The organism is Streptococcus sp. 'caviae', from assembly GCF_001937065.1.
GTDB lineage: Bacteria > Bacillota > Bacilli > Lactobacillales > Streptococcaceae > Streptococcus.
Window position 1 is genome coordinate 40,745 of record NZ_MOWR01000006.1, and the last position, 13,017, is coordinate 53,761.

Genomic DNA, 13,017 nt, shown 5'->3' on the forward strand with positions numbered 1-13,017 from the left:
ATTATGGGGAAAAAATATAAAACACATTATCAAATACCCTTTTATGAATGCGATGTCAATCATAATGTTAAGCTGCCGCACATTTTATCAGTTGCCCTGCAGATTGCAAGCAGCCAGTCTGTAGAGTTAAATATTGGTGATGAGAAGCTGCTTGAGGACTATAATCTGGTCTGGGTGGTTTCAGAACATGAAATCATTATCAAGCGGCTGCCGCAGTTTGGCGAAACTGTGGAAATTGAAACGGAACCTATTTCTTACAACCGTTATTTTTGCTATCGAAAATTTAGGCTTTTTGATGCCCGAGGTGAGACGATTATCGATATCCTTTCAACTTTTGTTCTCATGGACTATGATACGCGCAAGGTGCATGATGTTCCTGAGGAACTTATTGCGCCTTATGGGTCAGAAAAAATCCGAAAAATTTTGCGGGGGCCTAAGTACAGACCTCTGGAAAATGCCGACAGCACTCTCTACCATGTCCGTTATTTTGATCTTGATATCAACGGTCATGTCAACAACAGCCGCTATCTGGAATGGATGTATGATGTGCTTGACTTTGAGTTTTTAAAGAACCATGTTCCTAAAAAAATCAATCTCAAGTATGTCAAAGAAGTTCAGTATGGCCACGATATCAATTCACGCTTGGAACAAGAAGGTCTTTTGACCAAGCATGAAATCACGTCAAACGGCGGTATCAACGCCCAAGCCATTACAGAGTGGGCAAGCATCTAATAAAGAGCAGCCGCCCTAACAGCGCTCAGCTGTTTTACAGGTACAAAAAATACAAAAGAAAAAACGGAAAGAGAGCAGAAAAACGAATGGCATATAAGGGTTATCTGATTGACCTAGATGGAACGATTTATAAGGGTAAGGACAGAATTCCTGCAGGAGAGGACTTTGTTAAACGATTGCAGGAGAAGCAGCTCCCTTATGTTTTAGTTACTAATAATACCACGCGCACACCTGAAATGGTGCAGGAAATGCTGGCAACGTCCTTTAATATTCAAACACCGCTGGAAACTATTTATACAGCGACACTGGCCACCATTGATTACATGAATGATATGAACCGAGGTAAAACAGCCTATGTTATTGGAGAGACTGGTCTTAAGACAGCAGTGGCTGAAGCAGGCTACCTTGAAGATACCGACAATCCGGCCTATGTGGTCGTGGGCTTAGATACAGAGCTGACCTATGAAAAGCTGACAGTAGCGACCTTGGCCATTCAGAAAGGAGCAGTCTTTATCGGCACCAACCCTGACCTTAACATTCCTACTGAAAGAGGATTGCTGCCGGGAGCAGGCTCCATTTTGTCGCTTTTGGAAAGAGCCACACGGGTTAAGCCGATTATTATTGGTAAGCCTGAGGCTGTCATCATGAACAAATCACTGGAACGCCTGGGCGTCAAGCGCCACGAAGCTATCATGGTCGGTGACAACTATCTGACGGATATCACTGCCGGTATCAAAAACGATATTGCAACGCTTTTAGTGACGACAGGATTTACCAAAGCAGAAGATGTGCCCAATCTGCCGATTAAGCCCGATTATGTCTTATCCAGTCTTGCGGAGTGGGACTTCGATGAAAGATAAACTGCATTTTAGCCTAACAGTCCTTTTTCTGCTGTCTTTTTCCATTCTGGCAACGATTTATTTAGTCTGGCTTTTTTACCCGTTGGAAATTTCTTGGCTGCACTTAGAACAGGCTGTCTATATGAAAAGCAGTCAGATTTACTATAATTTCAACCGCCTCATGCTTTATCTAACAAATCCCTTTAACTGGCGGCTGACCATGCCGGATTTTCCGTCTTCTAAAGACGGTCTTCATCACTTTAAGCAGGTAAAGCTGCTCTTTCATCTGGTTCAGCTGACTGCTCTTATAAGCCTGCCTAGTTTTTTCATTTTCGTGAAAACTATCATTCAAAAAGGTTATGGCCTTTTGTATCGACGGGCACTTAGAATTTGCGCCCTTATCCCTGCAGTGCTGGCTTTAGTCGCAGGACTTATTGGTTTTAATACCTTTTTTACGCTTTTCCATCAGGTTTTATTTGCCGGAGACAGCACCTGGCTTTTTAATCCTTATACCGATCCTGTGATTTATATTTTGCCTGAGACCTTCTTTTTGCATTGTTTTCTGCTGTTTTTGTTTCTTTATGAATTATCTTTTGGCGCTCTGCTCTGGCAAATCAGATGCAAAAACAAACGGGACAGAACCCTATAAAAATAAGCGAGCTTCTAAGGGCTTGCTTTTGTTTTTTCAGCAAATTAAAAAATTCATTTCGACGTTTTTTCTTTGCAGTTTTAGCCGTAAAATTCTAAAATAAGAGTTACTATATATATTGCTGGGAGTTATGAATGTTAGAGCTAAAGAACATTACCAAAATCTATGACACGGCGGGAATCAAGCGGACGGCCTTGGACGATGTCAGTATCAATTTTCGGGCCAGTGAATTTGTTTCTGTTTTAGGGCAGTCTGGATCCGGAAAAACGACCCTGCTTAATATTGTGGGGGGCTTAGACCAATATACATCCGGTGATCTACTGATTAACGGTAAATCAACCAAGAATTTTAAGGATAAGGACTGGGATCGCTACCGCAACAATACGATTGGTTTTGTTTTTCAGTCCTACAATCTCATTTCACACCAGACAGCGCTGGCTAATGTTGAATTGGCACTGACCCTGTCGGGCGTTTCCAAAGCAGAGCGCCGCAGCCGGGCTTTAGAGGCCTTGAAGCGTGTAGGGCTGGAAGACCATATCCATAAAAGACCCAGTCAGATGTCAGGCGGTCAGGTGCAGCGGGTCGCCATTGCGCGTGCTTTAGTGAATAATCCGGATATTTTACTGGCCGACGAGCCGACTGGAGCTCTGGACTCTGAAACGTCTTTGCAGATTATGGATCTGCTCAAAGAAATCGCTCAAGAGCGTCTGGTGATTATGGTAACGCACAATCCGAATCTGGCAGAAAAATACTCTAACCGCATCATTCGGGTTTTGGACGGCCGGATTATTGATGACAGCAATCCCTATCACGATAAGGACCTTGACCAGTCAGCAGTTGATTTTAAGAAGACCAAGATGTCTTTTATGACGGCCCTGTCGCTGTCTTTTAATAATTTACTGACCAAAAAAGGCCGAACCTTTCTGACCGCTTTTGCAGGTTCTATTGGTATCATTGGGATTGCCTTGATCTTATCCCTTTCAAACGGTGCTCAAAAATACATCTCAAAGACCCAGGAAGATACCTTAGTTGCCTATCCCCTGTCCATTGAAAAATCTTCGAATGAAAACTTTATGGGCTTGTTTGCGGCCGGCAACGAAGACAGCAACAGCAGCAAGAAAAGCTCTGACAAGAAGACGCTTAAAACCGATAATATTCTGAAAAACATGATTTCAACTCAGGTTGTAGATAATGACCTAGCCTCCTTCAAAGCTTATATTAAAAAGCATTCGCGCAAATTCCGCAAGGTAACTAAGGACATCCAGTATTCTTACAAGCTGTCACCAAGAATTTATCAAACAGATACTTCTAAGGGCGTCAGACCGGTTAATCCCAGCAATCTGAGCAAGGAAGTGAAAAATGCCGGCAGCAATATTCAGGTGCTGCTTTCCAATCTCAATGTTTGGCAGGAATTATCATCAAGTGCGAAAATGCTGTCTTCTCAATATCAGGTTGTTGACGGTCATCTGCCGAAAAAATACAATGAAGTTGTCCTGATAGCAGAGGAAAATAATAAAATCGATGACTATGTTCTCTACAGTCTGGGGATTAAAGACGTCAGCGAATTAAACAGCAGCAAACAGCTGAAAAGTACTAAAGAAAGCAGCTATAAGTACTCAGATTTAGTCGGCCGAACCTATAAGCTGGTAATCAATTCAGATGTCTATCAAAAAGAAGGAGGAATCTGGGTTGATCGCTCTGACAATGACGCCTACATGAAAAAGGTAGTCAATGCAGCTGAGACGATTAAAATTGTGGGTATCGTAAAACCTCAGGAAGGAACTGCTTCAGGCAGTTCAAATGCCGGAGTCGGCTACAGTCAGAAATTGACCAGCTATCTCTCTGAAAAGATCAATGCCAGCAGTGTTGCTAAAGAACAGCTGGCTAATAAGAAGCGCAATATCTTTACCGGTCAGGACTTTTCAAGTTCCAGCAAGCCCTTCTCATCTGCTGGTCTGAGTGCCGAACAAAGCGCCGCTTTGGCTTCAATGTCAGCAGAGGAGATGGCAGATTATGTGAATCGTTATAATGAAAATGCGACGGCCACCTACGATGACAATTTAGAAAAAATCGGCATTATAGACACAGCCAATCCTGAAACCATAAATTTCTATGCAGATTCTTTTGAAAATAAAGAAGCTCTTAAAGATTTGATCAGTGATTACAACAAGCAGGTAAAAAAAGACAAGCAAAAATCAAAAGTTATTAATTACACGGATACTATCGGCCTGATGATGTCATCGGTAACCACAATGATTAATGCCATTACTTATATTCTGGTTGGTTTTGTTGCCATCTCACTGGTTGTATCATCTATTATGATTGGTATTATTACCTATATCTCGGTTCTCGAGCGGACCAAGGAAATTGGTATTCTGCGTGCCATGGGGGCTTCTAAAAAAGATGTTATGCGCATCTTCACTGCAGAAACCGTTATTGAGGGAGCCATTGCAGGTATTCTCGGCATTCTAATCACCCTTTTGCTCAATATTCCTATCAATATGGTTGTCAACAATCTGCTGGATATCAGTAACATCTCTTCTCTGCCTGTCTGGTCAGCAGCAGTGCTGATTGCTATTTCCATCTTGCTGACCGTTTTTGCAGGCATTTTGCCATCGCGGGTTGCAGCCAAAAAGGATCCGGTAGAAGCACTGCGAACCGAATAAAGACAAAAAGCGAAACATTAGATTAGCATCTGCTGTTTCGTTTTTTTATCTCAAATCAAATGCTAGAAGCTGGTAAGGTTTTTGTGTATAATAAAACAATCATTGTGCAAAGGAGAAAAGACATGAAACTGCTGGGGATTGTTGATACGAGTACTTCCTTTTCCTACAATCGCTTGTTGATGGCCTTTATTCGAGACCGGTTTGGCTTAGCTTTTGATTTTGAATTGATTGAAATAGAAGAACTTCCTCTTTTCAATCAAGATGAAAGCCGAGAACAATACCCTATCTTACAAGAATTAACAGAGAGCATTTCAGCTGCAGACGGCATTATTTTAGCCATAGAAGAGCACAACCATAGCCTGACACCCAATCTCAAGTCCCTCTTAGAATGGTTTTCTTATCAACAGAGCCCCTTTAAAAATAAGCCGATTATGCTTGTTGGAGCTTCCCTCAATGAGCATATTCCGCAAAAGGCGCAGGAAGACCTGAAACAAATCCTCGCAGCTCCCGGTTTAAAAGCCTGGCTCATGTCTGATAAGCCTTTCTTTCTAAAAAGTGCCCCAGCAGCTTTTGATGAAAACGGTCAAATCAACGAATATGATCTCATCACCCGCCTAGCTAATAACCTGCAGCACTTTATTCGTTTCATACATCTGGCTGACAGTTTCACGGAAAAGTAGATATACCTTTTAAAGCTTGCTCAATATATCTCATTGAAAAAATACAGAAATATTTCTGTATTTTTCTTTTGTATTGTTATAATGTTTCACAGATAGTGGTATAATAGAAGCGCTTACAAAAATAAAAGGGAGTTTCTTATGACAAACGGAAAAATTTTAGGCTTAGATATTAGAATAGAACCGATGGGATGGAACATAAAATAAAAAACACCCGAATCGGGTGTCACTTTTTCAAGTTGAATACGGATAAACCTTATTTTAACTTGCTGTGTTGTTTCGAATAGTTCCAACACACATATTGTACAATTTTTAGTTTTATTTTGCAAGACATTTTTAAAAGGAGAAATTTATGACAAAATCTTACTCTATTGGACTTGATATTGGAACAAATTCTGTCGGCTGGGCTGTTATAACAGATGATTACAAAGTTCCATCTAAGAAGATGAAAATATTAGGAAATACTGGCAAAGATTATATTAAAAAGAATTTACTTGGAGCTTTATTGTTTGATAGTGGGAATACTGCGGAAGACAGACGTCTGAAACGCACGGCTCGCCGCCGCTATACCCGCCGCAGAAATCGTCTTTTATATTTGCAAGACATTTTTTCGGAAGAAATGAATAAAGTGGATGAGGGTTTCTTTCGTCGGTTAGAAGATTCTTTCTATGTTCCTGAAGATAAAAGAGATGCAAAACATCCAATTTTTGGAACACTTGACGAAGAGAAGGCTTATCACAAGAAGTTTCCGACTATTTATCACTTGAGAAAACATTTAGCGGATTCTTCAGAAAGAGCTGATTTACGTCTGGTTTATCTAGCCTTGGCACATATCATTAAATATCGTGGACATTTTTTGTATGAAAATTTAGAAGAGAGTAATTCAGGAGTTCAAGAAGTGTTTGAAGATTTTGTCAAAATTTATGATAAAACCTTTGAAACGCATTTGAGTAAAATCACGGTTGAAGTTGAACCAATATTATCTGAAAAACTCAGTAAATCAGTTAAGAAAGAAAGGGTATTAAAATTATTTCCAGGAGAAAAATCTAATGGTCAATTCTCAGAGTTTTTGAAACTAATTGTTGGAAATAAAGCAGATTTTAAAAAGTATTTTGATTTGGAAGATAAGGCACCGTTACAATTTTCAAAAGATACTTTTGAAGAGGATCTAGAAACTCTGCTCTCGCAGATTGGAGATGACTATGCAGATCTTTTTGCGTCAGCTAAGAAACTCTATAATAGTATTCTTCTTTCAGGAATTTTAACAGTTACGGATAAAAGTACCAAAGCACCTCTGTCAGCCTCTATGATTAAGCGTTACGATGATCATCATTCAGATTTGGCCAGACTTAAATCATTTATTCGTCAACAATTACCGGATAGGTATAACGAAGTTTTTTCTGATGCTTCAAAAAATGGTTATGCGGCTTATATTGATGGAAAAACCAGTCAAGAAGATTTTTACAAATATTTGAAAAAATTATTGGAAAAGGTAGCTGGCGGTGCAGATTTCCTTGATAAAGTAGAACGTGAGGATTTTCTGAGAAAACAACGTACTTTTGATAATGGTTCTATTCCGCATCAGATTCATTTTCAAGAGATGCATGCCATCATTCGCAGACAGGCTGAATTCTATCCGTTTCTAGCAGAAAATCAGGATAAGATTGAGAAAATATTGACTTTCCGTATTCCTTACTATGTCGGTCCCTTAGCGCGAGGAAATAGTGATTTTGCTTGGTTAAGCCGGAAATCAAATGAAAAAATTACACCTTGGAATTTTGATGATATTGTTGATAAGGAATCTTCTGCTGAAGCTTTTATCAATCGCATGACCAATCATGATTTGTATTTGCCAGATCAAAAAGTTCTTCCTAAGCACAGTTTATTATACGAGAAATTCACTGTTTACAATGAATTAACAAAGGTTAAATATAAGACAGAGCAAGGGAAAACATCATTTTTTGATGCCAATATGAAGCAAGAAATCTTTGATGGTGTATTTAAGGCTTATCGAAAAGTAACTAAAGATAAATTGATGAATTTCCTTGAAAAAGAATTTGATGAGTTCCGTATTGTTGATTTAACAGGTCTGGATAAAGAAAATAAAGCATTTAATGCCTCTTATGGAACTTATCATGACTTGCGTAAAATTTTAGATAAGGATTTTCTCGATAATCCGAAGAATGAACAGGTTTTAGAAGATATTGTACTGACCTTAACGCTATTTGAAGATAGAGAAATGATTCGGAAACGTCTAGAAAATTACAGTGATTTACTGACCAAAGAACAAGTAAAAAAACTGGAAAGACGTCATTATACTGGATGGGGACGTCTTTCAGCTAAGTTAATTCACGGTATTCGAAACAAAGAAAGCAGAAAAACAATTCTTGATTATCTCATTGATGATGGCAATAGCAATCGTAACTTTATGCAGCTGATTAACGACGATGCTCTTTCTTTCAAAGAAGAAATTGCTAAGGCACAGGTTATCGGAGATGCAGATGATTTAAATCAAGCTGTCAGTGATATTGCTGGCAGCCCTGCGATTAAAAAGGGAATTTTACAAAGTATTAAGATTGTTGATGAATTGGTCAAAATAATGGGGCACACCCCTGAAAATATCGTGGTTGAAATGGCGCGTGAAAATCAATTTACGAATTATGGTAGACGTAACTCACAACAGCGTCTAAAAGGCTTAACAGATTCTATTAAAGAATTAGGAAGTCAAATTCTTAAAGAACATCCGGTTGATAATACCCAGTTACAAAATGACAGATTGTTCCTGTATTATTTACAAAATGGCAGAGATATGTACACTGGGGAAGAATTGGACCTTGATTATCTGAGTCAATATGATATCGACCATATTATTCCGCAGGCTTTTATCAAAGATAATTCCATTGATAACCGTGTGTTGACACGTTCTGACAAAAATAGAGGTAAATCTGATGATGTACCAAGTGAAGAAGTTGTTCATAAAATGAAACTATTCTGGAGTAAACTTCTCTCTGCCAAACTCATCACACAACGTAAATTCGATAATTTAAGCAAGGCAGAACGAGGTGGCTTGACTGATGATGATAAAGCTGGTTTTATTAAGCGTCAGCTAGTTGAGACGAGACAAATTACCAAACATGTAGCACGTATCCTTGATGAACGTTTCAATACAAAATTAGACGAAAATAATAAGAAAATTCGTCAAGTAAAAATTGTGACTTTGAAATCAAATCTCGTTTCTAATTTCCGTAAAGAATTTGAACTCTACAAAGTGCGTGAAATTAATGATTACCATCATGCGCATGATGCTTATTTAAATGCAATTGTAGGAAAAGCTTTACTAGGTGTTTATCCACAGTTAGAGCCTGAATTTGTCTATGGTGAATATCCTCATTTTCATGGACATAAAGAAAATAAAGCAACTGCTAAGAAATTTTTCTATTCAAATATTATGAATTTCTTTAAAAAAGATGGTGTCCGTACCGATGAAAATGGTGAGATTATTTGGAAAAAAGATGAGCATATTTCTAATATAAAAAAAGTGCTTTCCTACCCGCAAGTTAATATTGTAAAGAAAACGGAAGTGCAGACGGGGGGATTTTCAAAAGAATCTATTTTACAAAAAGGTAATTCTGATAAACTTATTCCTCGAAAAACAAAAAAATTTTACTGGGATACAAAGAAATATGGTGGATTTGACAGCCCAATTGTTGCCTATTCCGTTTTAGTTATTGCTGATATTGAAAAAGGTAAATCTAAGAAGTTGAAAACAGTCAAGGACTTGGTTGGTATAACCATTATGGAAAAGGTTGCTTTTGAAAAAAATCCAGTTGCTTTTCTTGAACGTAAAGGCTATCGAAATATTCAAGAAGAAAATATTATCAAGTTACCGAAATATAGTTTATTTGAACTGGAAAATGGGCGGAGAAGGTTGCTAGCAAGTGCTAGAGAACTACAAAAAGGAAATGAAATCGTTTTGCCGTATCACTTAGTAGTGTTACTTTATCATGCTAAAAATATCCATAAAGTTGATGAGCCGGAACACTTAAATCATGTTGAAAAACATAGAGATGGATTTAAAGAATTGTTAGATATTGTATCAAACTTTTCTAAAAAGTATACTTTGGCAGAAGGAAATTTAGGAAAGGTAGAGGAATTATATGCACAAAATAGTAGTAAAGATATTAATAAGCTGGCAAGTTCATTTATCAACTTATTAACATTTACTGCTATCGGAGCACCAGCTGCTTTTAAATTTTTTGATAGCAATATTGATCGAAAACGTTATACATCAACTGCTGAAATTCTCAACGCCACCCTCATCCACCAATCTATCACTGGTCTTTACGAAACGCGGACTGACCTTAGTAAATCAGGAGGAGACTGATGGCAGGATGGAGAACAGTAGTTGTCAATACGCATTCTAAGTTGTCTTATAAGAACAATCATCTAATTTTTAAGGATGCATATAAGACAGAGATGATTCATCTGTCTGAAATTGACATCTTATTACTTGAGACAACAGATATTGTTTTATCAACTATGCTAATGAAGCGCTTGGTTGATGAGAATATTTTGGTCATTTTTTGTGATGATAAACGTCTGCCAACAGCTATGCTTATGCCTTACTATGCGCGTCACAACTCCAGTTTGCAGCTGAGTCATCAGATTTCTTGGGCAGAAGAGGTGAAATGTGATGTTTGGACGACAATCATTGCTCAAAAGATTTTAAACCAATCTTGTTATTTGGGAGAATGCTCTTATTTTGAAAAATCTCAGTCGATTATGGATTTGTATCATAGCTTAGAGCCTTTTGACCCTAGCAATCGGGAGGGGCATTCTGCGCGAATTTACTTTAATACCTTATTTGGAAATGATTTTTCTAGGGAACAAGACAATGATATCAATGCAGGTCTGGATTATGGTTATACCTTGCTTTTAAGTATGTTTGCGCGTGAAGTTGTGGTGTGCGGCTGCATGACACAATTTGGTCTCAAGCACGCCAATCAATTTAATCAGTTTAACTTTGCCAGTGATATTATGGAGCCTTTTCGTCCGATTGTTGACCGTATTGTTTATGAAAATCGAAACAGTTCTTTTGTCAAAATAAAACGTGAATTGTTCAGCATATTTTCAGATACCTACCTTTATAATAATAAGGAGATGTATCTGACAAACATTGTCAGCGATTATACCAAAAAGGTGATTAAGGCGCTGAATAATGACGGGAAAGGAGTTCCTGAGTTTAGGATATGAGTTATCGATATATGCGAATGATTTTAATGTTTGATATGCCAACAGATACTGCCGAAGAACGCAAAGCTTATCGGAAGTTTCGGAAGTTTTTACTGAGTGAAGGTTTCATCATGCATCAGTTTTCCGTTTACAGCAGGCTGCTTTTGAATAACTCTGCTAATACAGCAATGATTGCTCGTCTGAAAGAGAATAATCCCAAAAAAGGCAGTATTACCCTGCTGACAGTAACTGAAAAGCAGTTTGCCCGCATGATTTACCTTAATGGCGAGCGCAATACCAGCGTTGCTAATTCAGATTCACGTCTGGTATTTTTAGGGGAGGCATTTTCGGATGAAACTTAATTTTCCGATATTAGATGAACCGATTGAGCTTGAAAAATCAACGATTTTAGTCATAGAAGATGTGCAGATTTTCGCTCAGTTGGTGAAAAATTTTTATCAATATGAAGAGGACAGTGAACTTAAATTATTTGATGATAAATTGAAGAGTTTAAAAGTATCTGAGCTGATGCTGGTGACAGATATTTTAGGCTATGATGTCAATGCACCATCGCTTTTAAAGCTAGTTCACGCTGACTTAGAAAGCCAATTTAATGAGAAACCAGAAGTGAAGTCTATGCTTGATAAGCTTGCTAACACTATTACAGAGCTGATTGCTTATGAATGTTTAGAAAACGAATTGGATTTGGAATATGATGAGATTACTATTTTAGAGTTGATAAAGGCTTTAGGTGTTAAAATTGAAACACAAAGTGATACCATTTTTGAAAAAATGTTTGAAATCCTTCAAATTTATAAGTATTTGAGCAAAAAGAAAATTCTGGTTTTCCTTAATTCCTTGTCCTATTTTCAGAAGGAAGAAATAGGACAAATTCTGGAATATATTCACTTGTCTAATATAACTGTTCTGTTTCTTGAACCGCATCAAATTGATGGGTTTTCTCAATATATTTTAGACAGGGATTATTTCTTAATCACAAAAAACGGCAGTTAAATACGAATAATAATAAGACAGTTCCTAAATGAGAACTGTCTTTTATTATTAATTGACAAATACGTATAATGCGTATAAAATAAGAAATGAGGTTATCGGTTTGCCCTTGACTGGAAAAGAGTTGGCCAAACTGGCTGTAAAAAATGGATGGAAAGAAGTTAGAGTGAAAGGAAGCCATCATCATTTTAAGAAAGATGGCCTGCCTTATATTGTGACAATTCCGATTCATGGGAATCAATCGGTTAAAACTGGCCTTGAAAAGAAAATTTTAAAGGATCTAGGATTACTATGATAGAGGAGGAATTCTTATGTTGAAAACATATCCAGCAATTTTTCATAAGGAAGAAGAAGGGTACTGGGTTGAATTTCCTGAATTTGGCGGAGGTACGCAAGGGAAGGATTTAGAAGAGGCCATGAAACATGCGCGTCAAATGCTGGAAAGTGTATTGGCATCTTATCTGGACGAGGGAATGCAACTGCCTGCTCCAAGCGATATTCGTAAACTATCTGCAGAGGATGGTTTTGTTAGCCTGATTCAGGCTGATCCCAGTCCTTACCTTAGAAATAATAAAGCTATCCGAAAAAATGTAACAGTTCCTGAATGGCTGGTGCGATTGGCAGATCGCAATCAAGTGAATTATTCTGAAGTGCTGACCAAGGCTTTAGAAAAGAAACTGCAATTGTGAAATAGTTGAAAGTGCTAGAAAGATTGATTTCTAGCGCTTTTTGAGGTATAATATAAATAATTAAAACGTTTAAAAAGGAATCATTTTGAAACTGAAATCTGGCTGAGATGAATGGCGCGATTACGAAATTTCGAGACGAAAATTGGTCCACGAGGTTTTAGAGCTGTGTTGTTTCGAATGGTTCCAAAACTTAGCATTTTTTTGCAACTCTTGGATAAGTGTTTTAGAGCTGTGTTGTTTCGAATGGTTCCAAAACTTCTGGCTTGTCAACAACAGGATAAGTGTTGTTTTAGAGCTGTGTTGTTTCGAATGGTTCCAAAACAGCACACTAGATGATGTATCTGACGGACTGGTTTTAGAGCTGTGTTGTTTCGAATGGTTCCAAAACATGTTCATCTGCCGTCCATTGTATGCTTCCGTTTTAGAGCTGTGTTGTTTCGAATGGTTCCAAAACCCGGTTTCATCTGCGTACTTGATATAAAACGTTTTAGAGCTGTGTTGTTTCGAATGGTTCCAAAACTA

General features: G+C 37.9%; 11 protein-coding genes and 1 CRISPR repeat array (1 of these 12 running past the window's edge). All 11 genes read left to right on the plus strand.

Annotated features, from left to right (window positions below; translation table 11 throughout):
• Positions 1-3 precede the first annotated feature (3 nt).
• Positions 4-732 (plus strand): acyl-ACP thioesterase domain-containing protein, encoded by a 729-nt coding sequence (locus BMI76_RS06970; protein ID WP_075346861.1) that lies wholly within the window; start codon positions 4-6, stop codon positions 730-732.
• An 86-nt stretch (positions 733-818) separates the two neighbouring features.
• The gene (locus tag BMI76_RS06975) at positions 819-1,592 is read left to right on the plus strand and encodes a TIGR01457 family HAD-type hydrolase (RefSeq protein ID WP_075346862.1); all 774 of its coding nucleotides are present in this window, start codon (positions 819-821) and stop codon (positions 1,590-1,592) included.
• On the plus strand, positions 1,582-2,220 hold the full coding sequence (locus tag BMI76_RS06980; RefSeq protein ID WP_075346863.1) for a TIGR01906 family membrane protein: 639 nt from the start codon (positions 1,582-1,584) through the stop codon (positions 2,218-2,220). Before BMI76_RS06975 ends, BMI76_RS06980 begins: the two co-directional genes overlap by 11 nt.
• Before the next feature lie 134 nt (positions 2,221-2,354).
• Positions 2,355-4,886 carry an ABC transporter ATP-binding protein/permease gene (locus BMI76_RS06985; RefSeq protein WP_075346864.1) on the plus strand — a complete coding sequence of 844 codons (2,532 nt, stop codon included), beginning with the start codon at positions 2,355-2,357 and terminating at the stop codon, positions 4,884-4,886.
• 122 nt (positions 4,887-5,008) lie between these two features.
• Entirely contained in the window at positions 5,009-5,566 is a 558-nt protein-coding gene (locus BMI76_RS06990) for an NADPH-dependent FMN reductase (RefSeq protein ID WP_075346865.1), read from the plus strand.
• 349 nt (positions 5,567-5,915) lie between these two features.
• Positions 5,916-9,947, plus strand: a complete 4,032-nt coding sequence (gene cas9, locus BMI76_RS06995) for a type II CRISPR RNA-guided endonuclease Cas9 (protein WP_075346866.1) — start codon at positions 5,916-5,918, stop codon at positions 9,945-9,947.
• On the plus strand, positions 9,947-10,816 hold the full coding sequence (gene cas1 / locus BMI76_RS07000) for a type II CRISPR-associated endonuclease Cas1 (protein WP_075346867.1): 870 nt from the start codon (positions 9,947-9,949) through the stop codon (positions 10,814-10,816). The genes cas9 and cas1 overlap by 1 nt, the downstream gene beginning before the upstream one ends.
• Positions 10,813-11,157, plus strand: a complete 345-nt coding sequence (gene cas2 / locus BMI76_RS07005; RefSeq protein ID WP_075346868.1) for a CRISPR-associated endonuclease Cas2 — start codon at positions 10,813-10,815, stop codon at positions 11,155-11,157. The genes cas1 and cas2 overlap by 4 nt, the downstream gene beginning before the upstream one ends.
• The gene (gene csn2 / locus BMI76_RS07010; protein ID WP_075346869.1) at positions 11,147-11,809 is read left to right on the plus strand and encodes a type II-A CRISPR-associated protein Csn2; all 663 of its coding nucleotides are present in this window, start codon (positions 11,147-11,149) and stop codon (positions 11,807-11,809) included. The genes cas2 and csn2 overlap by 11 nt, the downstream gene beginning before the upstream one ends.
• 100 nt (positions 11,810-11,909) lie before the next feature.
• The gene (locus tag BMI76_RS07015) at positions 11,910-12,101 is read left to right on the plus strand and encodes a type II toxin-antitoxin system HicA family toxin (RefSeq protein WP_075346870.1); all 192 of its coding nucleotides are present in this window, start codon (positions 11,910-11,912) and stop codon (positions 12,099-12,101) included.
• A gap of 16 nt (positions 12,102-12,117) precedes the next feature.
• Positions 12,118-12,495, plus strand: a complete 378-nt coding sequence (locus BMI76_RS07020) for a type II toxin-antitoxin system HicB family antitoxin (RefSeq protein ID WP_075346871.1) — start codon at positions 12,118-12,120, stop codon at positions 12,493-12,495.
• 154 nt (positions 12,496-12,649) lie between these two features.
• Positions 12,650-13,017: direct repeats of the CRISPR family, unit length 36 nt; unit sequence GTTTTAGAGCTGTGTTGTTTCGAATGGTTCCAAAAC (it continues 592 nt past the right edge of the window).

Excerpts from the sequence above, each read along its gene's own strand:
- cas9 (WP_075346866.1), top strand. The coding sequence starts at position 5,916 with ATGACAAAATCTTACTCTATTGGACTTGATATTGGAACAAATTCTGTC.
- BMI76_RS06985 (WP_075346864.1), top strand. The coding sequence starts at position 2,355 with ATGTTAGAGCTAAAGAACATTACCAAAATCTATGACACGGCGGGAATC.
- BMI76_RS06990 (WP_075346865.1), top strand. The coding sequence starts at position 5,009 with ATGAAACTGCTGGGGATTGTTGATACGAGTACTTCCTTTTCCTACAAT.
- cas1 (WP_075346867.1), top strand. The coding sequence starts at position 9,947 with ATGGCAGGATGGAGAACAGTAGTTGTCAATACGCATTCTAAGTTGTCT.
- BMI76_RS06970 (WP_075346861.1), top strand. The coding sequence starts at position 4 with ATGGGGAAAAAATATAAAACACATTATCAAATACCCTTTTATGAATGC.
- csn2 (WP_075346869.1), top strand. The coding sequence starts at position 11,147 with ATGAAACTTAATTTTCCGATATTAGATGAACCGATTGAGCTTGAAAAA.
- BMI76_RS06980 (WP_075346863.1), top strand. The coding sequence starts at position 1,582 with ATGAAAGATAAACTGCATTTTAGCCTAACAGTCCTTTTTCTGCTGTCT.
- cas2 (WP_075346868.1), top strand. The coding sequence starts at position 10,813 with ATGAGTTATCGATATATGCGAATGATTTTAATGTTTGATATGCCAACA.
- BMI76_RS07020 (WP_075346871.1), top strand. The coding sequence starts at position 12,118 with ATGTTGAAAACATATCCAGCAATTTTTCATAAGGAAGAAGAAGGGTAC.
- BMI76_RS06975 (WP_075346862.1), top strand. The coding sequence starts at position 819 with ATGGCATATAAGGGTTATCTGATTGACCTAGATGGAACGATTTATAAG.